This window comes from Pseudactinotalea sp. Z1739 (assembly GCF_049725055.1).
In the GTDB taxonomy this organism is placed as follows: domain Bacteria; phylum Actinomycetota; class Actinomycetes; order Actinomycetales; family Beutenbergiaceae; genus CALKWS01.
In genome coordinates, this window is sequence record NZ_JBMPQA010000012.1 from 104,863 (window position 1) to 129,410 (window position 24,548).

Consider the following 24,548-nt stretch of genomic DNA (forward strand, 5'->3'; position numbering starts at 1 on the left):
TCGCTTGGAGGCCTGACCGATGGCGCGACTGATCTACTCGATGATCACCTCCCTGGACGGCTACGTCGCCGACGCCGACGGCGACTTCGGTTCGTGGGCCCAGCCCGATGAGGAGGTGCTGGCCGCCCTCAACGACGACATCGCCCGGGTCGGCACCTACCTGTACGGACGGCGCATGTACGAGTTGATGGCGGTCTGGGAGAGTGACCCCTCCCTCACCGCGGACTCGCCGGCGTCGGAGGACTTCGCCCGCCTCTGGCAACAGGCGGACAAGGTCGTCTACTCCACCACGCTGACCCAGCCGGTCACCGAACGGACCCGGGTGCACGGGGTCTTCGACCCCGAGCAGGTCCGGACACTGAAGGAGACCAGTTCGGCGGACCTGAGCATCGACGGGCCCACCCTGGCTTCGGCCGGGCTGGAGCACGGCCTGGTCGATGAGATCGCCATGTACATCTGCCCGGTCAGCCTCGGCGGCGGTCTGGCCTTCCTGCCCCGCCAGCGACTGGACCTACGGCTCCTGGAGCAGCGCCGGTTCGGCAACGGGGTGGTCCGGTTGCGCTACGCCGTCCGCAACGGCTCACGCTGACGCGGACCTGCTCAGGTGAGCGCGGGTTCATCCTGCTTGCGCCGCGAACCCAGGGTGTAGACCCGGGCGGTGCTGCCGGACAGGGTGATCAGCACCAGGATCTCCACGGCGTTACCGAACAGGTTCAGCGCGAGCGCCTGCTCGGGGGCCCCGGTGAGCCACAGCGTCGCCCAGCCGATCACGCTGGCCGCGCTCATCACCAGCACCCCGATCCGCGCCCAGTTGTGCCGGAGTGCCACGAGGACCCCCAGCACCAGGTAGACCAGCAGGAAGGCACCCACCAGCCAGAGCACATTGCGGGTTGTCCAGTCCCACGGCAGCAGCGGGTCGAGGACGTCCCGGTAGATCACCTCGGCCTCACCGGTCCGCATCGCCTGCACCAGTGACCACACCCCGATCGCCACCCGCGCCGCGATCGTGGCCAGCACGAACGCGACCGTCAGCGGCACCGCCCGCGGAGGCATCGCCTCCTTCTGTTCGGCGGCGATCCGGGCCTGCATCGCCGGGCTCGGGTCCGCGCTGTCGCGCAGGTCCACGATCGGCAGGTCCCCATCGGTGCGGATCCGGTCCCCACCCCCGTTGCGGTGGTGGTACCCGGAGGAGAAGTTGCGCAGCCAGCGCACGCCGATCCCGGCGTTCCCCGCCTCCGGGGCGGTCAGGGTGGCCAGGATGTGGTCGCGTTCGGCGTCCACCTCGGCGTCGATGCGGTGGGTGACCTGCAGGGTGAACCAATTCAGGCCGACCGCGGTGTCATAGGTGCCGGCGGCCAGCCAGTCCACCTTGCGTCCGCCGGGCAGGCGCCATCCCGGCGGGCAGGGCCAGAACCGTACGTGGTGACGCTTCTTCGGGTTGCCCTCCACCTCCTGCTGGTAGGTGAAGGCCATCCGGCGCCCGAACAGGTACAGCGGGCTGACCGGTGCGTCGGGGTAGGAGCGGCGCAGCAGCGTCGCGGTGACGATGCCCAGGCCGCTGCGCAGGTTCAACTCATCCGCGCGGTGCCAGCCGGCGTTGATCATCGCCTGGTGGATCTGCTCCTCGGTGCCGCGCAGACCGACGTTGATCGGGTCTCCCAGCAGGCCCTCCCGGGTGCGGGAGCGGCCGATGAAGTAGTCCGGCACGTACAACCGGGTCAGCAGCCGGTGCACCCGGGGCAACAGGAAGTAGGTGATGAGCAGCCAGAACGGGATGAACGTCCACAGGTGGCGCCACCCGTCGGTGATGAACTGGTGCAGGAGCAGGAACGCCAGCCACGCAGCCGCGACGGCCGCCAGGAAGAAGAAGAACCCGTCCAGGGCGCGGACCGGATTCCGCTGGACCTCGGCGACCGCATCGTGGGCCGCTTCGGTCAGGGTCCTGGGCATGTGGTCACGCTACCCGGCCGGGCGTGGGGCCACTCGCCCGGACGCGGCGACGGGCCACCGGTCCGGTCACCACCGGCGGCGGAACACCGGTGCGGTGCGGCACTCCACCGCGATCCCCTGGATGGGTGCCACCCGGCTGATCTAGCCTCAACGCTGTGCCCGCAGCCTCACCCACACCCCCGATCCAGGGCCCACGCCTGCAGTTGCGGGATTGGCGGCCCGCAGATCTGCCCCGGCTGGCGGATCTGCTCGATCCCGCCCGGCCCTGGCACGCCACGAACGGCCCCTACTTCGGCACACCGACGACGGCACAGACCCAGGAGGAGTTACGCCGGTTCTCCGCCCTGGCCGCAACCCCGCGCACCGGCCTGCCCACCCCACGCACCATGTTGGCCATCGAGGCCGGCGGGGTGCTCATCGGAGCGGTGACCTGGTACTGGGAGTCACAGGAGACCGACTGGCGCCGGATGGGCATCGTCATCCAGGACGAAGAGTACTGGGGCCGGGGTCTGGGCACCGAGGCGATGGCGCTGTGGACCTCCTACCTGTTCGACAGCACCGACGCGCTCCGGTTGGATTTCGCCACCTACTCGGGCAACACCGGCATGATCGCCATCGGCCTCACCCTGGGTTTCGTCGAGGAGGCACGGTTGCGCCAGGCCCGCCGGTGGGCCGGTGGCGTGCACGATTCGGTGGTCATGGGACTCCTGCGCGAGGAGTGGGAGCAGCGGCGCCGCACCTGGCCTACCGCCACCGGGACCTGACGGCGCTCGCTGTGCCAGGCTGGAGCGATGAACCTCCTCGGCATGACTGTCCTCGGGATCGATGCCACAACTTTCGGCGTCTTCGTGATGGTCCTGGCCACTGCGTTGCTCGCGGGCTCCACCTTGTGGCTCACCAGGGCCAACCCGAACGATGAGTTGCCCTCCGGGTGGGGCAGGCCGCCGGTGTCGCCGATCGGGGCGATGGTCATGCGTGGCGCCGGGGCGGGGCTGGCGATCCTCGGAGTGGTCCTGGTGGCGCCCGGTATCGGGTGGACCGTGGTGCTGGTCCTGGTGATGTTCCTGCCGTTGGGGATCATCAACGTGCGGCACAACTCCAAGGTGCGCGCCTCCGATCCGACACGATGAGTTGATTCGCGGTGAGTTGGTTCGCACCGGGTACCCCTGGCGGATCTCACCCGGAGCCCACCGCGGTCGAGATGGCCAGGAGGATGATCACGGCGAGAACGAGGAGCAGGCTGAACGCCACGGTGTGGCGCCGGGACCAGGGCAGCATGGCGGCGTAACGGGGACGCAGATCCGCGACCCGCGTCGGCTCCTCGATCACCGTGCGGGCAACGCCGGCCCCCACCAACGGGGCCAGCACCGATTCCAGGTGGGCCGGTGGCCACATCGGGGTGGCCATGGTGAGCAGCCGCCGACCGTCCCGGCCGGCCAGCACGGTCCTCCACTCGGTGGCTTTGCTCCCGGGTAGGCGAAGGTTGAGTTGGACCACCTCGGCGACGTTCGCGGGGCCGAACCGTCGCATCCGGCCCAGTGCTGGGTGGTAGTGCACCTCCTGGCCGTGGACCTCGAACCGGGCCCGCCGCCAGGACAGCACCAACAGGACCAGCGCCACAGCCGCGAGGACCCCGAGCCCTCCGGTCGTCACGATGCCCCAGCCAGTCACGTGAAAGAACACGATCATCGCCACCGCACCGACCCAGGAGAGCAGGCCGGTCAGCAGGTGCCCCCGGTGCGGGCGCAGCACACCACCGAACGGAGCCGGCCGCGCCGGGTCCACGTGGCCAGGGCCGGTGTAGGCGCGGATCCCCGGTACCGGAGCCGGTGGACGGTCAGGGCCGGGCAGGCTATACGCGTCCGGCGGGCGCCCCGTGTCGGACAGTCGGTACGGGTCCGGTGAGCGGTGCCGGTCAGGCACGATCGGCCTGGAACACCGCCGGTAGTTCCCGGGTCACCCGCGGGCGCGCCCAGACCACCCCGTTGGCGATGATCCGGCGGATCTCGTCCTGGTAGTACACCGGGTACTCCTGATCGCCGGAGCGGAAGTAGAACACCCGGCCGTGCCCGCGACGCCAGCAGCACCCGGACCGGAACACCTCACCGCCGGAGAAGTTGGAGATGAACACCAATTCATCCGGGGTGGGCACATCGAAATACTCCCCGTACATCTCATCGGCGGGTACCCGCACCGGCTGGGGCAGGCCCGCGGCGATCGGGTGGGTGGGGTCGACGGTCCAGATCAGTTCCTGGTCGTCGGCACTGCGCCAGCGCAGGTTGGCGGTGGTGCCCATGAGCTTGCGGAAGATCTTGGCGTGGTGGGCCGAGTGCAGCGCCACCAGGCCCATCCCGGAGAGCACGTGCTGGTACACCCGCTCGACCACGTCATCGGCGACCTCCTCGTGGGCGGCGTGGCCCCACCAGGTGAGCACGTCGGTGGCGGCCAGCACCTCCTCGCTCAAGCCGTGCTCGGGTTCATCCAGGGTAGCGGTGCGCACCTGTGCGCCCTCACCCACGTGCTCGGTGACGGCTTGGGCCACGACGGTGTGCATGCCGTCGGGGTAGATCTTCGCCACCGAGGCGTCGGTGCGTTCGTGCCGGTTCTCCCCCCAGACGGTGACGCGAAGGGGTCGGGTGGGTGTGCTCATCAGGTCTCCTGGATCGTCGATGTCCTCGAGGCCGCGGCGGTTGCGGGCACGGCGCTACCCAGCCTCACTTCGGTGCCGGTACCGGCCGAGGCGTAGCAGGCATCGAGCACCCGGGCCCGGCGCAGCGCGTCCCGGCCGGTGTACTGCTGGTGCGCCCCGGAGCGGACCTTGGCCAGAAAGCCCGTCACCGCCGCCGCGTGGCGTCCGTGCGGGCCCACGTGCGGGGCGAGCTCGGCCGGCACCCCGGACACCTCGGTCCACACGTTCAACCGCTCGTAGGGATCGCGCCCAGTGCCACCCCACTCGATGCTGGCCCCGCCCTCGGAGCCGTAGAGCATCACGTAGCACTGGTCATACGGGATCCATTGCGCCCAACTGGACTCCAGCAGCAACGTGGCCCCTCCGTCCAGGCGCAGGAACGCCGTGGCCAGGTCCTCCACCTCGAACGGGGTGCCCTCCTCCAGTTCGCTCACCCCGAAGCCGGAACCGCCCCGCCCCAGCGGCCCGAACTCGGCGTGCGTGGCTGCCGAGGCCGTGATCACCTCGGGTTCACCCATCAGGTGCAGCGTCATGTCCAGCATGTGAACGCCGATGTCCATCAACGCCCCACCACCGGCCCGTTCGTTCTTGGTGAACCAGGTGCCCAGTCCCGGTATCCCGGCGCGCCGCAACCAGCCCGTCTTGGCGTAGTAGATGCGGCCGAGCACCCCGGAGTCGATCACCTGCTTCAACGCCTGCACCTCACCGCGCTGGCGGTGGTTGAACGCGACGTCCAGCACCCGCCCGGCCTGCTCGGCGGCCCGCACCATCCGCTCGGCCGCCTCGGCGTGCTCGGCCATCGGCTTCTCGCACAACACGTGAATCCCGGACTGCAGCGCGCTGATGGTCATCGGGGCGTGCAGGAACGTGGGTGTGGCGATGCTGAGCACGTCCAGGTCAGCGTCGAGGAGCTCCCGCCAGTCGGTGGTGCGGATCGGCACCTGGTGCGCTTCGCCGTACTCGGCGAGCAGGTGCTCCTCCTGCGCGGCCAGTGCCACCAGATCCACACCGGGGGTCTCGGCGTAGGCGGCCACGTGCTGCTGCCCCGCCCAGCCCAGGCCGATCACACCTGCCCGCAGCGGTGGTACCCGGGCGTCGTCGTCAGTCGTCATGATCCGATCCTGCCATCGATGAGCGAGCGTGCCCCGCGAGCCGCCGGCTCACGGCGACGCCGGTTCACCCCACCGGACCGGCGATGAGCGCCTGGTAGGCCACCTCGAACCGGGCCTTGCGCTGGGCGTAGTAGTCCGCCCGGGCCGGGTCGGGCCGGTAGTGGGAACCGGTCCGCGCGCGGCTGCGCTGCACCCCGGGGGCCAGGTGTTCCAGAGCGAGTAGCGCGGTACCTCGTAGGGTGGAGCGCTTGTGCCGCACGTGCACCACCTCGGTGCCCAGCACGTCGGCCAGGATCTGCAGCCAGCCGGGCAGGCCCTTGGCCATCCCGCCGCCCACGGCGATCCGGGCGGGCGGGCCGGTGACGGTGCGCAACTGCTCGGCGATCCGGCCCAGCGACAGGGCGGTGGCCTCCATCGCGCCGCGGTAGATCTGATCGGCGGTGGTGGCCGCGCCCAGGTCCAGGATGTGCGCCCGGGCCCCGGTGGCCCACCCGGTGGAGCGCTCCCCGCTGAGGAACGGCAGCATCAGTGGTGTGCCCTCACCGGGTTCGGCGGACAGCACCGCATCCAGGAGGGCACCGTCAGGGCGTCCACCGGCATCCGCCGTCGGACCTCCGACCCGCAGGATGCTCTCGGCCCAGCTGGACACCCGGCCCACGTCGCTCACCGCACCGCCGAGCAGGGTGCGCTCGGTGCTGATGCGGTAGGACCACAGTCCGCTCGGTAACCGCCCGGCCGCGGTGGGCACGATGGTGCGCATCGCCCCCGAGGTTGCCGCCGATACCCCCACCACACCGGGTGTGGCCGCATCGGCTCCGATGTTGGCGGCCAGCCCGTCCCCGATCACCGGGTACCAGTCCGCCTCCGCCAGCGCCGGCCAGCGCCGGGCCAGAGCGGTCGCGGCGGCGCTTCCCGGCAGCGGCCGGATCGGCTCGTCCGGCTCGTGCACCGGGCTGAGTTGATCGGCGGTGATCCGGACCGCCGCCAGGATCTCCTCGTCCCAGGTGCCGGCCACGCGGTCCAGCATCCCGGACCACGACGCCGCCGCACTGCCCACCGCCGTGGTCCCCAGCAGGTGCAGGTAGACGTACTCCCCCAGCGTCAGCCACCGGGTGGCGGCGGTGAACATCTGCGGGTGGTCCTGTGCCAGCCACCGCAGCCGGGCCGGCGTGTAGGAGGTGTGCAACCGGGTACCGGTGCGCTGGTGAACCTGTTCCTCGTCCAGCTCCCGGCGCAGGTCCAGCACCTGCTCATGGCAACGGGTGTCGGCGTAGGTGAAGCACGGGGTGACGGCCGCGCCGGCAGCATCCACTCCCACCAGGGAGGAGGAGAAGGTGTCGATCGCGACCCCGGCGACGCTCTGGCCCGCGGGCAGTTCGGCGAGGATGTCATCGGTGATCTCGGCGATCTCGGCTACCACCTCATCGGCATCGATCACCGCGGTGCCGGAGGCGCCGGTGATGAAGGCGTGGCCGGACTTGCCGCGCAGGCCGGGAACCTCGGTGCCGGTGGCGTCGAACACTCCCCCGCGGGTGCCGGAGGAGCCGACGTCGAAGGCCAGGACCAGGGGACCAACCGCGTCCACGGTGTCCTCCACCACGCTGGTATCCACGATCACTCCTCATCCGGTGATGTACCTCGGCGCAAGCAACGATAGAGTCTGATGCTGTGAGTTCACACTATGACGTCGTTGTTCTGGGAGCCGGTCCCGGTGGGTACGTCGCGGCGATTCGCGCGGCGCAACTGGGCAAGAAGGTTGCCGTGGTCGAGAAGCAGTACTGGGGCGGTGTGTGCCTGAACGTGGGCTGCATCCCCTCCAAGGCACTGTTGCGCAATGCCGAACTCTCTCACGTGCTGACCAAGGAGAAGAAGAAGTTCGGCATCGAGGGCGACGCCACGATGTCCTACGAGCCCACGCATAAGCGCTCCCGGCAGGTCTCCGACGGGATCGTCAAGGGCGTGCACTTCCTGATGAAGAAGAACAAGATCACCGAGGTGGACGGCTGGGGCACGCTGACGTCGGCGACCTCGATGACCGTGGAGGGTGACGACGGCAAGACCGATCTGACCTTCGACAACCTCATCATCGCCACCGGCGCGACCAGCAAACTGGTTCCCGGCATCGAGCTCAGCGAGAACGTGGTCACCTACGAGGAGCAGATCCTCGACGCCGAGTTGCCCGAGTCGATCGTGATCGCCGGTTCCGGCGCGATCGGCGTGGAGTTCGCCTACATCATGACCAACTTCGGGGTGGACGTGACCATCGTGGAGTTCCTGGACCGGATGGTGCCCACCGAGGACGCCGAGGTCTCCAAGGAACTGCTCAAGCACTACAAGCGACTCGGCGTGAAGGTGATGCTGTCCACCAAGGTGGAGTCGGTCTCCGACACCGGCGACGGCGTGCAGGTCACCGTCTCCCCCGCCGACGGCGGAGACGCCCAGGTACTGGAGGCCGACCGGTTGCTCTCGGCTACCGGGTTCGCCCCCCGCCTGGAGGGTTACGGCCTGGAGAACATCGACGTGGCCACCGAGCGTGGCGCGATCGTGGTGGACTCCCGGGGCCGCACGAACGTGGAGAACGTCTACGCCGTGGGCGACGTGACCGGCAAACTGATGCTGGCCCACACCGCCTCGGCGATGGGAATCGTGGCCGCGGAGACGATCGCGGATGCCGAGACGATGGAGGTCGACTTCGACTTCATCCCCCGGGCCACCTACTCCCAGCCCCAGATCGCCTCCTTCGGCTACTCCGAGGAGCAGGCCAAGGAGAAGGGGTACGAGGTCAAGACCTCCAAGTTCCCGTTCTCCGCCAACGGCAAGGCCGCAGGCCTGGGCGACACCTCCGGGTTCATCAAGGTGGTCGCCGATGCCAAGTACAACGAGATCATCGGCGCGCACATGATCGGACCGGACGTGACCGAGCTGCTCCCGGCCCTGACCCTGGCGCAGCGGTGGGACCTGACTGCCGATGAGGTGGCGCGCAACGTGTTCGCCCACCCGACCCTGAGTGAGGCGATCCACGAGGTGATGCACGGCATCGCCGAGGGGAACATGATCCACCTGTAGGTGTCCGCTGGGAGCCCGTCCGCGCGTACCACTAGCATGCGGGGGTGAGTTCCGAGGATTCCTCCGTTCCCGACGGCGCGACCCGGGTGGGCGGGCTGGGGCTGGCTGACCGCTGGCTCACCGTGCTGCTCTTCGGTGCCCTCGGGTTGAGCGTGGGCCTGCTGGTTCCGTTGCTGGCGAACTGGGCAGCCGAGGTGCCGTGGATGCCGTTCCAGGGTCCGCTGCAGTTGATCGGCTCCTTCGACCACGACTGGCTCACCTGGGGCCGGCCCGCTATCGGAGCCGTGCTGGGCCTTCTGGTGGCGCTGTTCGTGCTCCGGGTGTCACCGGTGCTCACCCTCACCGATGAGCGCATCGAGATCCGCTCCGGTGATGAGGTGACCGTGATCGAGCGGGAGAAGGTGGACGGCGTGCGCCGCAAGGGGAGCAACATCGTGATCCTCAGCGCCACCGGCCGTGAACTCTTCCACGGCGAGGTCGAGGGCTCCAAGGACGCACTGCGCGAGGCGTTTCTGCGCCACGACTACCCCTGGGAATCGGCCTGACCCGCACCCGCTGGCCCGCCTGTCCTTGAGGTCGGGTGAGATCATAGGGGCATGGCCACCGCCGTTCCCCGGCTGCAGGACGAGCAGCGACGCCGCGTTCGAGCTTTCACACTCTCGACGATCGGCGTCGTGATCCTGTTCGTGGTCGCGATCATCACCTACGCGCTGGTGGTCGGCTTCGCCGTACCCGGCACGGGCACGATCGCCTCGGTGGCGCCCACACAGGAGAACGGTCGGGACCTGATGGTGCGCGCCGAGGTGACCGAATGCGACGAACTGACCGGGATCGAGGTACGTGAGTCCCGCAACACCGTGACCCTGACCGCCCGCACCACCACCCCGAACGCCACCCGGTGGGGCGGGCTGAACTGCCCCGACGTGATCACCGCCATGTTCTACACCGTGCGCCTGGACGCGCCCCTGGGTGAGCGCGTCGTGGCCGACTCATCCAGGCCCGATGCCGAGGTGCCCGTCCTCGCCGACCCCGCCGACCTCCTCGAGCCTCGGCATGGCTGAGGCACCGCACGACCGGGAACCTCACATCCACGCCTCCGGGTGCGTCTACCGGGTATGACGACTGTTCCGTTCGAGCAGGTGGTGACTCGCCACGGGGCCACCGTGCTGCGCGTGTGCACCGCGCTGCTCGGCCCCGACCACGCCCAGGACGCCTGGTCCGAGACGTTCCTGGCCGCGTTGGGTGCCTACCCCGACCTGGACGAGGGGGCCAACGTCGAGGCGTGGCTGGTCACGATCGCTCGCCGCAAGGCGATCGACCACATCCGGCGCACGTCCCGCCAGGCCCGTCCCACCGCCGTCATCCCCGAACGCCCCGGCGCCCACTACCGGCCCGGCGGGTGGGAGCGCGACCTGTGGGAGGCGCTCGGTGACCTCCCGGACAAGCAGCGCCACGCCGTCGTCTATCACCACATCGCCGGGCTGCCCCATGCCGAGGTCGCCGCGATCCTCGGCGGCAGCCCGGCCGCGGCACGACGCGCCTGCGCCGACGGGATCGCCGCGCTGCGCAGGCTCTACCTCGAGGAGGCACGATGACCACCCACCACATCAGCAATGGCGCTCGGCCCGCCGGTCCCGAGAGCCTTCCGGAGCGCACCGGCGTTCGCGTCCTGGATGAGGCGATCCGGGAACCCGTGGAGCCGGCCACACTGGCGCGGCTGCTCGATGACCTGGCCGAGCGCGCCGATCACAACGGGTCGCTGGACGTGGGTTACGACGTGGTGGACACCCCGATCGGGGGTCTGCTGCTGGCAGCCACACCACAGGGGCTGGTGCGGGTGGCGTTCGAGTCCGAGGGGTACGAGGCGGTGCTGGCGGACCTGGCCGAACGACTAAGCCCCCGGATCCTGCGCGCACCCGGGCGGCTGGCACCGGTGGCCGCACAGGTCGGCGAATACTTCGAGGGTCGACGGCGGCAATTCAGCATCGAGGTAGACCTGTCCCTGACCAAGGGGTTCCGCCGGGAGGTGCTCGACGTGTTGCGGGCGGTGGAATTCGGGGAGCGCCTCACCTACACCACCTTGGCCGCCCGGTCCGGGCGGGAACGGGCAGTGCGAGCGGCGGCGAGCGCCTGCGCCACCAACCCGGTGCCGGTGGTAGTGCCGTGTCACCGGGTGGTGCGCTCTGACGGTTCGCTTGGCGGCTACCGCGGCGGATTGCCGGCGAAGGAGACGTTGCTGGCACTGGAGACCGTGGCGGCCTGAGCCAAGGAGCGCGATACAGCGGCCGCGTTCCAACCGCGTGCTCCGAGAACCGTTTGGTAGGCGCGGTCGCACACTCCGTGGGGCTCAACTACGTCACGGCCACGGTTCGACGTCGTGCGGAATGACCGCCCACAAGCAGCGCGGATAAGCCCAGCACGAGGATTGCCGGAACATCGGCGCTGAAGCGGAACAGGTCAACCGGTGTCGTGAACGCAGATAATGGAGACGGCCCCGGCTCGTGTAGCACTATCGCCGCCGCCCAGAGGACCAACAGAATCGATCCTTGGACCCGTGCGCCGACTGTTGACCTCTTGGCGAGAAGGAGGGTAATCAGTGTGATCAAGACGATGCCGACTAACCCACCCAGTCGGGAAGCCCCTCCAGTTCCGTAAGCAACACTGCAGGCTGCGAGAAGGAAGAAAGCTAACAGCCCCCAGACCCCGTGGCTCACGGCTGCTGTCAACACAACCGTCTTGCTGGTGTCGGCTCCGCGCTCGTTTGTTCCGGTGCTCATGTCGAGCATGCTAACGACGGCATTGACGCTGATGTCGTGCTCGCCTCGCGGGTGTCGGAGCCCAACTCGGCGCCGATCCAGGCGAATGTCGCCCATTGGCGATTAGGGTTGCTGTTGCTGTTGCTGTTGCTGTTGCAGTCTGCAGCGAGGCAGTGGGTGGTATGCGCTCAGCCGCGGCCCGGTCAGGAGGCTGAGCCCTGTTCGTCCAAGAACCCCGCGAACGCGTCGACGAACTCGGCGATGACCTGCTGCACGTCGTCGTCATGGATGGTGCCGTCGTCGTCGATCGTTCCCTCGGTGTACTGGAAGTACATCTCCGGGGCTTGCAGTTGCGGGGAGTCGGAGTAGGTGAGCATCGAGCGCAGGTCCTGCTGTGCCACCGCGGTGCCGACGGCGCCCGGAGAGGCACCACAGACGGCGGTGGGCTTGCCGGTCAGGGAGTTCTCCCCGAAGGGACGGGACGCCCACTCGATCGCGTTGGTCAGCGCCGCGGGCACCGACCGGTTGTACTCCGGGGTGATGAACAGCACCGCGTCGGCGCCCTCGATCTGATCCTTCAGCCGCTTCGCGGGGCCGGGCAGGTCGTCATCGAGGTCGCGGTTGTACACGGGCAGGTCACCGATCTCGATCTCGGTCAATCTCATCCGGTCCCCGGCCACGTGCCCGATGGCGGCGGCCAGCCTCCGGTTGATCGATTCCTCGGACAGGCTTCCCACGATGAATCCAACGTCATACATGGTCGCCATTGTGTGCACGGGTGCCGCCGGAGCGCATCTTCCGGCGCTCGGGACCCGGGCCCGTGACGGTGGCGTACCGTTCGGGTGTGGCCACCAGTTCAGCCCCGCGCCCGGACGTGCTGATCCGCCCGCTCGTGCCGGCCGAGGCCGGTGATCGCGGTCTCGTGCAGGCCGTCACCGCCCTGACCAACCAGGTCTACGCCGAGGCCGAGGCAGGGTTCTGGCGGAAGCGTGCCACCCGCACCGACGCGGGGCAGGTCACCGCCGCGATAGCCGCCGGCTCGCTCGTCGTGGCCCAGCCGGTCGACGGCGGGCGCATCGTGGCCGCCGTGCACTCCAGCAGCCAGGGTGAGGTCGCCTCCTTCGGCATGCTCGCGGTGGCACCGACGGCCCGCGGCGTGGGGCTGGGCCGCCGGCTCGTGCAGACGGTGGAGGACCTGGCGCGGGAGTCGGGCGCCACCTCGATGCAGATCGAGGTGCTCACCCCCACCGGCCGGCCGCACGCCGGCAAGGCCGAACTGGGCCGCTGGTACGAGCGCCTGGGTTATGCCCGTTCCGGCCAGGTCGCGGTGACCGCCCGCTATCCCGGGCTGGGCGAACGGCTCGCGATGCCCTGCCGGCTGCTCCTGTACCGCAAGGCGCTGGTGTCCAGCACGTGAGCACCGCCGCCCACACGTTCCCGGGGCGGCGGCGTGGATGAGAGGATCGGTGCAGACCACGTCCACTCCAGGAGGCACCCATGGCTCTGCCCTTTGATGACCACCCCAAGTTCGCCGCCTACGCCCACCCCGAGAAGCTGGTGTCCACCCAGTGGCTCGCCGACAATCTTGGCCGGCCCGGCCTGGCGGTGGTGGAGAGCGACGAGGACGTGCTCCTCTACGACACCGGTCACATTCCCGGCGCGGTCAAGATCGACTGGCACACCGACCTGAACGACCCGGTGACCCGTGACTACGTGGACGGGCGGGGCTTCGCCGACCTGCTCGGCCGCAACGGGATCAGCCGCGAGGACACCGTGGTGATCTACGGCGACAAGAACAACTGGTGGGCGGCCTACGCCCTGTGGGTGTTCACCCTGTTCGGTCATCAGGACGTGCGCCTGCTCGACGGCGGACGGGCCGCATGGGTGGCGCAGGAGCGGGAGTTCACCACCGAGGTGCCCAGTCCCGAACCCGTGGACTACCCGGTGATCGAGCGCGACGACTCGGCGATCCGGGCCTACAAGGACGACGTGCTGGACTTCCTCGGTGGGCAACTGGTCGATGTGCGCTCGCTGCCGGAGTACACCGGGGAGAAGACCCACATGCCCGATTACCCGCAGGAGGGCAGCCTGCGTGGTGGGCACATCCCGGGTGCGGAGTCGGTTCCGTGGGCACGCGCGGCCAATGAGGACGGCACCTTCCGCACCCGCTCCGAACTCGAGGAGATCTACCGGGGCGAGAAGGGCCTGAACCCACAGGAGCCGGTGATCGCCTACTGCCGCATCGGGGAGCGCTCGGCGCACACCTGGTTCGTGCTGCAGTACCTGCTCGGGTTCCCCGACGTGCGCAACTATGACGGGTCCTGGACCGAGTGGGGCAATGCCGTGCGGGTGCCGATCGCGGTCGGGTCCGAACCGGGGCAGGTCCCCGGGCGCTGAGCCGGCCCGCGAGCGCACCAGCCCGCGAGCGCCCCGGGGCGCACAGGTGAGATGATCGGACGTGGCCACCTTTCCCGTCTGATCGAAGGAACGCCCGTGTCATTGCCTCCCGCCATGGCCCAGATCGTGGACGACTTCAACGCGCTCACCGTCCCGGACCGGCTCCAACTGCTGCTGGAGTTCTCCGGCGGTTTGCCGCCGCTGCCCGAGCGCTACAGCGACCATCCGGAACTGCTCGAACCGGTTCCGGAGTGTCAGTCGCCGCTGTTCCTGGTCGCCGAGGTGGACGGAACCGGGGACGACGGCGTGGTCCGGTTGTTCTTCTCCGCGCCTCCCGAAGCACCCACCACGCGCGGCTTCGCCGGGATCTTGCAGGAAGGTCTGGACGGGCTGACTGTGGCCGAGGTCCTGGACGTGCCGGCCGACGTCTCGGACCAGTTGGGCCTGGGAGAGGCGGTCAGTCCGCTGCGCCTGCGCGGCATGGCCGGGATGTTGTGGCGGATCAAGCGGCAGGTGCAGGCCAAGGCCGCCCTCTGACCCCCCACCTCAGGCTTGCTGGGCGTCCCGGGCGGGCCCGGAGGGCGCATCGAGCGCACCGGCGATGCGCTGGCGGACCGCGTCGTCGGTGGCATCGGGGATCGCGATCAGACCCAGCAGCTCGTGCTGGGTGCGCCGGTAGGCCTGCTGCCGTTCGGCACTGGTGGCCGCGGAGTCCTCGGCCAGGGCCAGGAACTGCTTCGCCCGTTCCAGGGTGCGTCGTTCCTCGGGGGAGAAGTCGGTGGACCGGCGCCGTTTGGCCTCCCGCTCTGCGATCTCGAAACTGATGGCGTACTCCCGCACGGCCTCCCGGTAGTCGGCCAGGGCTTGCACCTCGCCCAATCGGGCCGGATCCTCGGGCCGCAGGCCGTCGGCGGTGCGTTTGGCCCGGTGGAACTCCACGGTCACCGGTTCACGCATGTCACTCATCACCGGGAAGTCGATCAGCTTGGCCAGGTCGAGCTCGTAGGACAGCCAGCGCTGGTCGATCTCCTGATGCTCGGCGATCAACCGCTCGGCCTCGCTGCGCCGGGCGGCCGTTTGCTCCGCCCTGGCCGCACGGTCCGGGCCACGTCCGCGGCCCTGTGCCACGTCGGCGACGGGCGGCCGGTTCCCGTACTTGATCCTGGCGAGTTCCAACTTGTGCTTGCGCCGGCGTTCATCCCAACGGCGCACGGCCCGGGCCCAGCCCCCCGCCACCCCGGTGAGGATCCCGCCGAGCGGGAAGACCAGCCACCAGTACGAGCCGACGAACTCCCAGACATTCACTCCCCCAGCGTAACGAGCGGGTCCCAGCCTGCGCCATGACTACTGTCATCCAGCCGATTCCGAGCATCCTCGCGCCCGGCCGTGGGACAGTAACCGAGTGAGCAACGGCAACCGCCTGACGATCGCCGATCTGGCCCGCCGTCTGGACCTGTCGCCGGCAGCGGTCTCCTACGCCTTGAACAACCGGCCGGGGGTGAGCCAGGAGACGCGTGACCGGGTGCAGGCCCTGGCCCGGGACCTCGGGTGGTACCCGAGTTCATCGGCGCGAGCGCTGTCCAAGGCGCGCACCGGTTCGATCGGGATGGTGCTCTCCCGTGACCCGGAGATGATCGGCACCGAGCCCTACTACATGCAGATCATCGCCGGGGTCGAGCATGTGCTGATCGAGGCGGACATGTCCCTGACGCTGCGGATGGTCAGCCCTCAGTCCGGTGCGGACCTGGCCATCTACTCGCGTTGGGCGGCCGAACGCCGGGTGGACGGGGTGATCCTCTTCGATGAGCACGTGGACGATCCCCGGTTGCCGCTGCTGACCCGCCTCGGCCTGCCGGCGGTGCTGCAGGGTGGTCCGGCGACCAGTTCGACCATCCGCAGCATCGAGACCGATGACCAGGCGGTCGCGGAACTCATCGTGGACGCGTTCGCCGCCCTGGGCCATCGATACCTGACCTACCTCACCGGACCGTTGCGCATGATGCACGAGCGGCACCGTCTGGCCCAGGTTGGTGCGCACGCGGAGCGGCGGGGGATGAGCATCAAGGTGATCGAGGGTGATTACACGATGGCCGGGGCGCATGCCCTGATCTCGGAACAGTTGCGCACCGGGCCGGTGCCGAGCGCGATCACCTGCTCCAACGATCTGATGTCCGTCGGCACGCTCCAGGCGGCCGAGGAGGCGCGGGTCAGCGTGCCCGGGGACCTGTCCCTGATCAGTTGGGACGACTCGCTGCTGTGCTCGGTCTCGCGTCCGGCGATTACCGCGGTGGACCGGCACCCGGTGGAGTACGGGATCCGCACGGCGCAGGCCCTGCTGCACCTGATTCGCGGTGGTACCGACACCACCGAGGAACTCACACCCAGCCAGATGGTGCTGCGCGGGACCACCGGGCCGGCACCGGGTTGGGTGCCGGCACACAACCCGGGCGGTTAGCGCCGGGACGGTCCTGCTGCGCCCCGCCCCGACGCCCACTCCGGCTTCCCTGCCGGCCCGGCCGATCAGCGAGCCGGGGCCAGTTCCTCGATGTCGTTGGCCGCGCGCAGCACCGGGCGGGTCATCAGCGCCTCGGCGTGCTCGGGGCCGGCGCCGGGGATGCGGATTCGGGTGGCCTCTCCCGGTAGCAGCGTGATGAGCGCACGGGAGGCCACCGCCGACGCCGGCAGCGGGTCGCCGTCGGCATCGAGCAGCCGGTCGGGGAAGACGGTCAGGTCCCGCACCAGCGTTTCGGCGGTCACCACCAGGTCGACCCCGTCCTCCGCCTGGTGCACCTGGGTGTCCCAGCCGGCGCGCGGGTAGGCCAGTTCGGTGTCACGGGCCCAGAACCACGTGGTGCGCTCCGCACCCGGGGCCTCGATCACCAGCAGTTCGGCGCGCTCGTCCCCGGGTGTGGCGATTTGGGCCGGCAGGGCCACCTGCGCCGTACCGGCGACGGGAACCTCGAGGGCAACCTCGGTGCTGGCGTGTTCGGTGCCGTCGAAGGCCACCCGGCGCACCGTCGCAGTGACGCTCCAGGGCTGCCCGGAATCGTTCACAGCAGCCAGGACCAGAGCCCCATCGCGTGGCTGCACGCTCAGGCGTTGCGGCGCGAAGGCCGAACGGAGGGCGTACCACAGCGGCTTGAGCCGCTCCTCCGAGTCCACCGCGGCCCAGGAGATCACCGGCCAGCAGTCGTTGAGCTGCCACACCAACGCCCCGGTGCACCGCGGCAACGAACGTAGGTGGTCCACGCCCAGGACCAGCGCGCGGGCCTGGTGCAGCTGGGCGATCCACAACCAGTCGTCGTCGGTAGCCACGCCAGGGAAGTGCTCACCGATGCGGCTGTTCAACTTGTGCACCCCGTTCTCCGCGCGCAGGTGGTGGCGCACCACCGGGTTGTCCAGTGTCAGCTCCCCCTCGGGGACGGCTGCGCGCAGGGTGGCGTGGGTGGGCGGTCCGCAGAACCCGAACTCCGCGGCGAAGGGCGGTGTGCGGTCCCGGTAGGCCACCATGTCCAACTCGTTCCACACGTCCCACAGGTGCGAGGGGCCGCGTTCGTCGGCGTTCGGGGATGTGGTCAGGTCCCCCGAGTTCGGACTGCCGGGGATGTAGGGCCGGGAGGGGTCCAGTTCGGCCACCAGCGACGGCAGCAGTTCGCCGTAGTAGTGCGCGCCCCAGGGCCGCCCGTCCAGGATCTCCTTCCAGCCCCACTCGTCGTACCCCATCAGGCACTCGTTGTTGGCGTTCCACAGGATCAGCGAGGGGTGGTGGGACAGGTCGGTGATGGCCTGGCGGGCCTCGGCCTCGATCTCCTCGCGGAACCACGGGGTCTCGGGGTAGGCGGCGCAACTGAACAGGAAGTCCTGCCACACCATCAGACCGCGCTCGTCGCACGCGTCGTAGAACTCCGCCGGCTCGAAGATCCCCCCGCCCCACACCCGCAACGTGTTCGCGTTGGCTGCGAGCGCCTGGTCCAGCCGCCGCCGGTACCGCTCGGCGCCGATGGCCGACGGGAAGGGCAGGTCCGGGATCCAGTTGAATCCGCGCGCGTTGACGGCCCGGCCGTTGATCACGGTCTGGAAACCCACGCCGTGGGCGTCCGGCTCCTGCACCAGTTCCACGGTGCGGAAGCCCACCCGGCGTTCGACCCGGTCCAGGACCTGACCGTCGGCCGTGCACAACTCGATGGTGACCGGGTAGCGGGTCGCCTCCCCCATCCCCACCGGCCACCAGGGACGCACCTGGGGCACCCGCACCTCGGTCTCCACGCGGTCCCCCCGGACCTGCGCGGTGGTGCGGTGTGCACCCGGGTGGGCCCCGCCGTCGTGCCCCCCGGCCCCGTCCCCCGGAAGGTTCCCGCCCCCGCTGTGCGGGTGGGCATCGACCCGGACCCGCACCTGCAGATCTGCCTCGGCTCCGGCGGACCGCACGGTCGCGGCCATCCGGAGCACCCCGTCGTCGCCGTCGATGGTGGCCAGCAGCACCGGATCGTCCAGCGCGGCCACCGACCAGGTGTCCAGCAGCACCGGTCGCCAGATTCCGGCGGTGATGAACACCGGGCCCCAGTCCCAGCCGAAGTTGCAGGCCATCTTGCGCACGTACGGATAGTGGGTGGCCTCCACCGCCGGCATGATTCCGACGTCCTCGCGGACCCGGTCCACCTCCGCCATGATCGGGTGGAACACCACCTCCAGGCGGTGTTCGGCGTGGCTGAGCAACCCGGTCACATCGAACCGGAACCGGCGGTGCATGTTCTTGGTCTCACCCAGGCGCACCCCGTCCAGGAACACCTCGGCGTGGGTGTCCAGGCCCTCGAACACCAACTCGGTGCGCTCACCCTGCTCGGCCGGGGCCGCGATCGTGGTGGCGTAGGACCAGGTCGAGGCCCCGATCCAGTGCTGCTCGTCCTCTCGGGTGCCCACGTTCGGGTCCGCCAGGTGGCCGGTGGCGATGAGGTCGGTGTGCACGGTCCCCGGGACGACGGCATCGATGGCCTGGTGCTGCAGGTCCGCCGGGGCGCCCGGGGCGCCGTGACGCAGGTGCAACTGCCAGCCGCAGTGCAACGGGGTGCGACGGCGGGCGGGGTCTGGATGGGTCACGGGTATTCCTCCGATGTGCTCCGGCGACCGCACCGACGTGCAGGCCGGGACGCGCCGGCGGCGTCCACGTCGGTCCGTGCGGGGGGATGGTGGGCAGTGGGTGGTGGCTCGGTGATCAGGTGCCGGCGTGGTGGGCGCGGTGGGCGGTGGTCAGATCGCGGTACCAGTGGCCGCTGTCCTTGATGGTGCGGGCCTGGGTGGCGTAGTCCACGTGCACGATGCCGAACCGTTTGTCGTAGCCGAAGGCCCACTCGTAGTTGTCCAGCAGCGACCAGGCGAAGTAACCGCGCACGTCCACCCCCGCTTCGACCGCCTCGGCCACCGCCTCGATGTGCGAGGACAGGTAGTCGCGCCGGTCGTGATCGTGCACGGCACCGTCGATGAGTTCGTCATCGAAGGCGGCCCCGTTCTCGGTGATCATGATCGGGGGCACCGGCCACTCCCGCTTCAGCCGGATCAGGAGGTCCCGCAGACCGTGGGGCTCGATGCTCCAGCCCATCGCGGTACGCGGGTGCGGTGGCGGCAACTGCTCCACGTGCTCCTGGCCCGCCTGTTCCGGCTCGGTGGCCGGCACCGGTTCGGTGCCGATCACGTGGTGTTGGCTGTAGTAGTTCACCCCGAGGACGTCCAGTGGCTGTGCGATCACCTCCAGGTCGCCGTGGTGCACCGCGTCCGCGGCACCGAAGCGCTCCTGCAGGGCCACCACCTCCTCGGGGTAGGTCCCGAGCAGGGTGGCATCGAGCCAGAGCCGGTTCTGCAGCACGTCGGCGGTGTCCGCCGCGCGCCGGTCCGCCTCGGGATCCCCGGAGTCACCGGTGACCACCCCGTACAGGTTCGGCACGATGCCGTACCGGTGGGCCCGGTCCTGGGCACGCATGGTCTGCACCGCCCGGCCGTGGGCCAGCAGCAGATGGTGCGCGGCGCGCAGGGCGGCCCGCGGGTCGGTCAGGCCGGGGGCGTGTACGCCGTAGCCGTAGCCGAGGAAGGCGGCGCACCACGGTTCGTTGATGGTCATCCAGGTGTCCACCAGGTCACCCAACTCGCCATGGGCCACCTCGGCGTAGCGGGTGAAGGCGGCCACGGTGTCCCGGTTCGCCCAGCCGCCGCGGTCCTGCAGAGGTTGCGGAAGGTCCCAGTGGTACAGGGTGGCCACCGGTTCGATACCGGCCTCCCGGACGGTCTGCAGCAGCCGGCGGTAGAAGTCCAGCCCGCGTTGTTCCACCGCGCCGGTGCCCTCAGGGATGATGCGGGGCCAGGCGATGGAGAAGCGGTAGGAGGTCAATCCCAGGTCCGCCATGATCGCGACGTCCTCGGCGAACCGGTGATAGTGGTCCACCGCCACGTCACCGTTCTGCTGACCGAGCACCTTCCCGGGCACCTGGGCGAAGGTGTCCCAGATGCTGACGCCACGGCCGTCCGCGCGGGCGGCGCCCTCGATCTGGTAGGACGCGGTGGCGGCACCGAAGGCGAAGTCCCTGGGGAATCGTGCGGCCAGCGCCGTGGTGGTCGGCTCGGACTGGGTGGTGGTCATCGGTCGGCTCCGGTCATTGAACGTCTCGGTTCGGTCATCGGGCACACCCCGTCGGCGTCGAGGCTGAAGCAGCCCACCTGGTGACCGGGGGCCACCTCGACGGTGCCGTAGCGGGGTGCGGAGGCGACGTCGTCGTGCTCGTGGAACAGGCAGCGGCCGGCCAGGACCGCGGAGCGCTCGGTCTCCTCGGCCTCCACCTCGTCCCAGCGCCGGTTCAGTTGCGGCACCGAGGCGAGCAGGTTGCGGGTGTAGGGGTGCAAGGGTTCGCTGAAGACCGCGCTCGTCACGCCCTGCTCCACGATCCGGCCGCGGTGCAGGATCACCACCCGGTCGCTGACGTAGTTGCCCAGGGATAGGTCGTGGGTGATGAACAGGATGCTCAGTCCGCGTTGCTTCAGGTCCCCGAGCAGATTCAGCACGTCGATCCGGGTGGAGGCGTCCAGCATCGAGATGATCTCATCGGCTACCAGGAACTCGATGTCCAGCAACAGCGCGCGGGCGATCAGCAGCCGCTGCAACTGGCCCCCGGAGAGTTGATGAGGGTACTTGCCTCGCACGGTCCCGGGTTCGAGGCCGACGGCGTTGATCGCGTCGTCGACCTTGCCCTGCCACTCCTTGTTGGACATGGAGGCGAAGTTGGTCCGCCGCAGGGCATCGAAGGTGCGATCGATGGGGAAGATCGGGTTGTAGGAACTGAAGGGGTCCTGGAACACCCCCTGTGCGCGGCGGTAGTAGCCGCGGAGGTCGCGGCGGTTCAGGCCCAGCACGTCGGTTCCGGCGAAGGTGATCTGACCGGAGGTGGTCGAGGTCAGGCGCAGCGCCATCTTGCCCAGGGTGGACTTGCCGGACCCGGACTCCCCGATCAGCGAGACCACTTCACCCTGACCGACGTCGAAACTGACGTTCTTCACCGCGTGCAGACTGCCGGTGCCGAAGGTGCCGACGCTGTAGACCTTGTTCACATCGCGCATGCTCAACATCAGTGCGTCACCGCCCAGCAGGCCACCTGGTGGCCCGGTTCGATCTCCACGAAGGGAGGGGTCTCCACGCATCGGTCGTGCGCGAGTGGGCACCTGTCCCGGAACCGGCAACCAGCCGGTGGGTCCAGCAGCGCCGGCGGGCGTCCGGGAATGCCCTCGAGTTGGGTGCCGTCGTACCGCTCGCCCACCTCCGGCAGCGCCCCGATGAGCAACTTGGTGTAGGGGTGCTTGGGGTTGTGGATGATCGTCTCGGCCGAGGCCTTCTCCGCCAGTTGCCCGGCGTACATCACCATGATGGTGTCGGCGATCTGGTAGAGCACCGAGATGTCGTGGGTGATGACGATCATCGAGCGCACGAAGCCGCGGTCGCGGAACTCCACCAGTGCCCGGGCCACCGCCTTCTGGCTGGACACATCCAGCGCGGAGGTCACCTCGTCACCGATCAGCAGGGACGGGTCCAGCAGGGTGGACAGCACCAGCACCATGCGCTGCTTCATCCCGCCGGACAGTTCGATCGGGTAGCGCGCGAGCACCTCGGTGTCCAGCCCCACCAGTTCGAGCCGGCGGTGCAGTTCGGGTAGGAGCTGCTCGTAGGAGATCCCGCGGGAGCGGACCAGTTCCCGGATCATCCGGCCGATCTTGCGGGTGGGATTCATCGCGCTCATCGCGTACTGCGGGATGAGCGAGATCTCGTGGAACCGGTAGGGGCGCATCGCCTTGTCGTCGCCGACCGGCAGCTTCTCCCCGTCCAGTTGCACGCTGCCGCCGATGTGGCGCATCCGGGTGTCGAACCGGATCAGGGATTTGCCGAGGGTGGACTTGCCGCAGCCGGATTCCCCGGCGATCCCCATGATCTCGCCGTCGGCGATGGAGAACGTGACTCCGTCGAGGGCTTTGACGTCCCCGGACAGGGTGCGGTAGTAGACCCTCAGGTCTTCGACGTCCAGACTCATCTCAGGTCTCCCTCAACTTGGGGTTGAAGACCTCATCCAGGCCCACATTCATGATGTACAGCGATCCGACGATCGCGGTGATACCGATCCCCGGCGGCACGAACCACCACCACATGCCCAGGTGCAGCGCACTCCACTGCACGGCCTGGTTCATCATCAGGCCCAGTGACATCGCATTCGTGGGGCCCAGCCCGATGAAGTCCAGCGACGCCGCGGTCAGGATCGATCCGCCGAACAGCAGCACGAAGGTCATGAACAGGTAGGAGTACATGTTCGGGGCGATCTCGCGGCGGATGATCGCACCGGTGGACAGGCCGGAGAGCTTGGCCAGGTCCACGAACTCCCGGGCGCGTAGCGAGAACGTCTGGGCGCGTACCGCCCGGGCCACCCATGGCCAGGAGAACAATCCGATGTACAGCGCCTGCAGCGGCACGCTGCGCACGCCCAGGTAGGCGTTGATGACGATGAGCACCACGAAGCCGGGGATCACCAGCACCACGTTGGTGAGCATGTTGAGGATTTCGTCGATCCAGCCCCCGCGGTAACCGGCTACGAACCCGATCGTCATCCCCACCACTGCGGCCAGGCTGGCCGCCAGGACACCCACCATGTAGGTGGACCGTAGACCGGCCACGAACTGGGTGAACACGTCCTGGCCGAACATCGTGGTGCCGAACCAGTGTTCGGCCGAGGGGGGTTCGATGGCTGCGCCGACGTAGTCCATCGGGCCGTGATCGAAGGTGAGCGGGGCGATCATGCCCAGGCCGAAGAGCCCGAGCACGACGACGAGGGCGCCGACCACCTTGGGGTTGCGCAGAGCGAAGTACAGCGTCTCGTTGCGCTTGCCCTTGCGTGCTCGCCCCGTCCCGGGGGTGGCCGCTGCGGTGTCGGTTGCCTCGAGGGCATCGCCGGGAAGTTCCTCGGTTGGTTCCCGTGCGGCGCCGGCAACGGGTGGAGGTGTGGTGCTCATGCGTTCGCCTCCTGCATTCCGGTTCGGGTTCGTGGGTCGACCACGACGTAGGCCAGGTCGATGATGAAGTTCGCCACGAGCACGCCGACCACCACGAACAGCAGGGCACCTTGAAGCAGGAAGAAGTCCTGGTTCTGGATCGCCTGCAGGATCAGGTAGCCCAACCCGGGATAGGCGAAGACCACTTCGGTGACCAGCGCGCCACCCAGGACCGTGCCCAGTTGCAACGCCAACCCGGTGATCTGCGGCAGCAGGGCGTTGCGGTAGGCGTAGTGGCGCACCAGGCGGTGCGGGGCGCCGAGGGCTTCGAGGTAGTTGGCGTAGTCCGCTTCGAGTTCGTAGATGATGACGTTGCGCATCCCGATCGCCCAGCCGCCCAGGGCGACGAGGAACAGGGACAGGAATGGCAGGAACCAGTGCGTGAGCAGGTTCAGCACGAATCCGACCGACCAGGTCGGCCGGAGCGAGAAGTCATAACCGCCGGCCACCGGGAACCAGTCCAGATTGATGCCCAGCACCCACACCAGCAGGATCGCGACCCACATGTACGGGGTGGCGCTGAGCAGGTAGCCCAGCGGCAGGATGGTGTTGTCCAGGATCTTGCGGCGTGCGGTCAGCGCACCCACCTTGTTGCCGATCAGCCAACTGAGCAGGATCGCCGGGATCATCAGGCTCAACGTGTACGGGACTGCCTGCCACAGCACGTCGCTGACCTGGGCGGGGAAGAGCCAGACGCTGACGCCCAGGTTTCCCTGCAGTAGTTCGGCCCAGTAGTTGATGTACTGGCGCCAGGCGGGCAGGTCGAGCCCGAAGATCCCCTCGTAGTACGCCCGCATCGGCCCGATGGCCTCCGGGTGGGCCACCGAGGCCCGCGCGATCATGCGATCCACCGGGTTACCGGGCATCAGTCGTGGAATGGCCCAGTTGACGCTGACCGCCACGACGAACGTGGCGAGGTAGATCGCGAGCTTCCGTACGAGATAGCGTCCCACGTTCCCTCGTCTCAGGTGATTGGACTGGCGACGTTCCGGCGGCAGCGCCGGTAGA

General features: G+C 69.1%; 26 protein-coding genes. 12 read left to right on the forward strand and 14 right to left on the reverse strand.

Annotated elements, in window-relative coordinates; all coding sequences use genetic code 11:
- Nucleotides 1–19 precede the first annotated feature (19 nt).
- Nucleotides 20–589 (forward strand): dihydrofolate reductase family protein, encoded by a 570-nt coding sequence (locus tag ACO0LV_RS15195; protein ID WP_424788764.1) that lies wholly within the window; start codon nt 20–22, stop codon nt 587–589.
- Between the two features lie 11 nt (nt 590–600).
- Here ACO0LV_RS15195 and ACO0LV_RS15200 read toward each other — a convergent pair whose 3' ends face one another.
- Nucleotides 601–1,950: an LssY C-terminal domain-containing protein gene (locus tag ACO0LV_RS15200; protein ID WP_424788765.1), complete on the reverse strand. Its 1,350-nt coding sequence runs from the start codon at nt 1,948–1,950 to the stop codon at nt 601–603.
- A gap of 155 nt (nt 1,951–2,105) precedes the next feature.
- Between ACO0LV_RS15200 and ACO0LV_RS15205 the strand changes: the two genes are divergently transcribed.
- Together ACO0LV_RS15205 and ACO0LV_RS15210 are read left to right on the forward strand one after the other, a co-directional pair.
- Nucleotides 2,106–2,714 (forward strand): GNAT family N-acetyltransferase, encoded by a 609-nt coding sequence (locus ACO0LV_RS15205; protein WP_424788766.1) that lies wholly within the window; start codon nt 2,106–2,108, stop codon nt 2,712–2,714.
- Nucleotides 2,715–2,741: 27 nt separating this feature from the next.
- Entirely contained in the window at nt 2,742–3,080 is a 339-nt protein-coding gene (locus ACO0LV_RS15210; protein WP_424788767.1) for a hypothetical protein, read from the forward strand.
- Between the two features lie 46 nt (nt 3,081–3,126).
- On the opposite strand, the gene ACO0LV_RS15215 is transcribed toward ACO0LV_RS15210, so the two are convergent.
- The 4 genes from ACO0LV_RS15215 to ACO0LV_RS15230 all read right to left on the reverse strand — a co-directional run bounded on the left by ACO0LV_RS15215 (nt 3,127) and on the right by ACO0LV_RS15230 (nt 7,363).
- A complete protein-coding gene (locus ACO0LV_RS15215) occupies nt 3,127–3,735 on the reverse strand; it encodes a hypothetical protein (protein WP_424788768.1) in 609 nt (202 codons plus the stop codon).
- A gap of 130 nt (nt 3,736–3,865) precedes the next feature.
- Nucleotides 3,866–4,600: a ThuA domain-containing protein gene (locus ACO0LV_RS15220; RefSeq protein WP_424788769.1), complete on the reverse strand. Its 735-nt coding sequence runs from the start codon at nt 4,598–4,600 to the stop codon at nt 3,866–3,868.
- A complete protein-coding gene (locus ACO0LV_RS15225; RefSeq protein ID WP_424788770.1) occupies nt 4,600–5,751 on the reverse strand; it encodes a Gfo/Idh/MocA family protein in 1,152 nt (383 codons plus the stop codon). The genes ACO0LV_RS15220 and ACO0LV_RS15225 overlap by 1 nt, the downstream gene beginning before the upstream one ends.
- Nucleotides 5,752–5,815: 64 nt before the next feature.
- Nucleotides 5,816–7,363, reverse strand: coding sequence for a gluconokinase (locus ACO0LV_RS15230; RefSeq protein WP_424788771.1), 1,548 nt, complete (start codon nt 7,361–7,363; stop codon nt 5,816–5,818).
- A gap of 56 nt (nt 7,364–7,419) precedes the next feature.
- On the opposite strand from ACO0LV_RS15230, the gene lpdA reads away from it, so the two are divergent.
- The 5 genes from lpdA to ACO0LV_RS15255 are packed head-to-tail and all read left to right on the forward strand — an operon-like array spanning nt 7,420 to nt 11,080.
- A complete protein-coding gene (gene lpdA, locus ACO0LV_RS15235) occupies nt 7,420–8,817 on the forward strand; it encodes a dihydrolipoyl dehydrogenase (protein ID WP_424788772.1) in 1,398 nt (465 codons plus the stop codon).
- A gap of 44 nt (nt 8,818–8,861) precedes the next feature.
- Nucleotides 8,862–9,362 (forward strand): YqeB family protein, encoded by a 501-nt coding sequence (locus ACO0LV_RS15240; protein WP_424788773.1) that lies wholly within the window; start codon nt 8,862–8,864, stop codon nt 9,360–9,362.
- 51 nt (nt 9,363–9,413) lie between these two features.
- Complete coding sequence (locus ACO0LV_RS15245; protein WP_424788774.1) at nt 9,414–9,878, forward strand: hypothetical protein; 465 nt, start codon at nt 9,414–9,416, stop codon at nt 9,876–9,878.
- A gap of 54 nt (nt 9,879–9,932) precedes the next feature.
- Nucleotides 9,933–10,412, forward strand: a complete 480-nt coding sequence (locus ACO0LV_RS15250) for an RNA polymerase sigma factor (RefSeq protein ID WP_424788775.1) — start codon at nt 9,933–9,935, stop codon at nt 10,410–10,412.
- Nucleotides 10,409–11,080 (forward strand): methylated-DNA--[protein]-cysteine S-methyltransferase, encoded by a 672-nt coding sequence (locus ACO0LV_RS15255; protein WP_424788776.1) that lies wholly within the window; start codon nt 10,409–10,411, stop codon nt 11,078–11,080. The genes ACO0LV_RS15250 and ACO0LV_RS15255 overlap by 4 nt, the downstream gene beginning before the upstream one ends.
- Nucleotides 11,081–11,168: 88 nt before the next feature.
- Here ACO0LV_RS15255 and ACO0LV_RS15260 read toward each other — a convergent pair whose 3' ends face one another.
- A complete protein-coding gene (locus ACO0LV_RS15260; RefSeq protein WP_424788777.1) occupies nt 11,169–11,594 on the reverse strand; it encodes a hypothetical protein in 426 nt (141 codons plus the stop codon).
- Between the two features lie 182 nt (nt 11,595–11,776).
- Entirely contained in the window at nt 11,777–12,331 is a 555-nt protein-coding gene (locus ACO0LV_RS15265) for an NADPH-dependent FMN reductase (RefSeq protein ID WP_424788778.1), read from the reverse strand.
- An 86-nt stretch (nt 12,332–12,417) separates the two neighbouring features.
- On the opposite strand from ACO0LV_RS15265, the gene ACO0LV_RS15270 reads away from it, so the two are divergent.
- The 3 genes from ACO0LV_RS15270 to ACO0LV_RS15280 all read left to right on the forward strand — a co-directional run bounded on the left by ACO0LV_RS15270 (nt 12,418) and on the right by ACO0LV_RS15280 (nt 14,507).
- Nucleotides 12,418–12,990 carry a GNAT family N-acetyltransferase gene (locus ACO0LV_RS15270; protein ID WP_424788779.1) on the forward strand — a complete coding sequence of 191 codons (573 nt, stop codon included), beginning with the start codon at nt 12,418–12,420 and terminating at the stop codon, nt 12,988–12,990.
- A gap of 80 nt (nt 12,991–13,070) precedes the next feature.
- Complete coding sequence (locus tag ACO0LV_RS15275; RefSeq protein WP_424788780.1) at nt 13,071–13,970, forward strand: sulfurtransferase; 900 nt, start codon at nt 13,071–13,073, stop codon at nt 13,968–13,970.
- 51 nt (nt 13,971–14,021) lie between these two features.
- Entirely contained in the window at nt 14,022–14,507 is a 486-nt protein-coding gene (locus ACO0LV_RS15280) for a SufE family protein (RefSeq protein ID WP_424788781.1), read from the forward strand.
- Nucleotides 14,508–14,516: 9 nt separating this feature from the next.
- On the opposite strand, the gene ACO0LV_RS15285 is transcribed toward ACO0LV_RS15280, so the two are convergent.
- Nucleotides 14,517–15,275, reverse strand: coding sequence for a hypothetical protein (locus ACO0LV_RS15285; protein WP_424788782.1), 759 nt, complete (start codon nt 15,273–15,275; stop codon nt 14,517–14,519).
- Between the two features lie 97 nt (nt 15,276–15,372).
- Between ACO0LV_RS15285 and ACO0LV_RS15290 the strand changes: the two genes are divergently transcribed.
- Nucleotides 15,373–16,425, forward strand: coding sequence for a LacI family DNA-binding transcriptional regulator (locus tag ACO0LV_RS15290; protein WP_424788783.1), 1,053 nt, complete (start codon nt 15,373–15,375; stop codon nt 16,423–16,425).
- Nucleotides 16,426–16,490: 65 nt separating this feature from the next.
- On the opposite strand, the gene ACO0LV_RS15295 is transcribed toward ACO0LV_RS15290, so the two are convergent.
- The 6 genes from ACO0LV_RS15295 to ACO0LV_RS15320 form a co-directional block, all read right to left on the reverse strand.
- The gene (locus tag ACO0LV_RS15295) at nt 16,491–19,067 is read right to left on the reverse strand and encodes a glycoside hydrolase family 2 protein (protein WP_424788784.1); all 2,577 of its coding nucleotides are present in this window, start codon (nt 19,065–19,067) and stop codon (nt 16,491–16,493) included.
- A gap of 115 nt (nt 19,068–19,182) precedes the next feature.
- Nucleotides 19,183–20,598, reverse strand: a complete 1,416-nt coding sequence (locus tag ACO0LV_RS15300) for a GH1 family beta-glucosidase (protein ID WP_424788785.1) — start codon at nt 20,596–20,598, stop codon at nt 19,183–19,185.
- On the reverse strand, nt 20,595–21,569 hold the full coding sequence (locus ACO0LV_RS15305; RefSeq protein ID WP_424788786.1) for an ABC transporter ATP-binding protein: 975 nt from the start codon (nt 21,567–21,569) through the stop codon (nt 20,595–20,597). The genes ACO0LV_RS15300 and ACO0LV_RS15305 overlap by 4 nt, the downstream gene beginning before the upstream one ends.
- A gap of 8 nt (nt 21,570–21,577) precedes the next feature.
- Nucleotides 21,578–22,531 (reverse strand): ABC transporter ATP-binding protein, encoded by a 954-nt coding sequence (locus ACO0LV_RS15310; RefSeq protein ID WP_424788787.1) that lies wholly within the window; start codon nt 22,529–22,531, stop codon nt 21,578–21,580.
- A 1-nt stretch (nt 22,532) separates the two neighbouring features.
- Nucleotides 22,533–23,501 carry an ABC transporter permease gene (locus tag ACO0LV_RS15315; RefSeq protein WP_424788788.1) on the reverse strand — a complete coding sequence of 323 codons (969 nt, stop codon included), beginning with the start codon at nt 23,499–23,501 and terminating at the stop codon, nt 22,533–22,535.
- A complete protein-coding gene (locus ACO0LV_RS15320) occupies nt 23,498–24,493 on the reverse strand; it encodes an ABC transporter permease (protein ID WP_424788789.1) in 996 nt (331 codons plus the stop codon). Before ACO0LV_RS15320 ends, ACO0LV_RS15315 begins: the two co-directional genes overlap by 4 nt.
- Between the last annotated feature and the right edge of the window lie 55 nt (nt 24,494–24,548).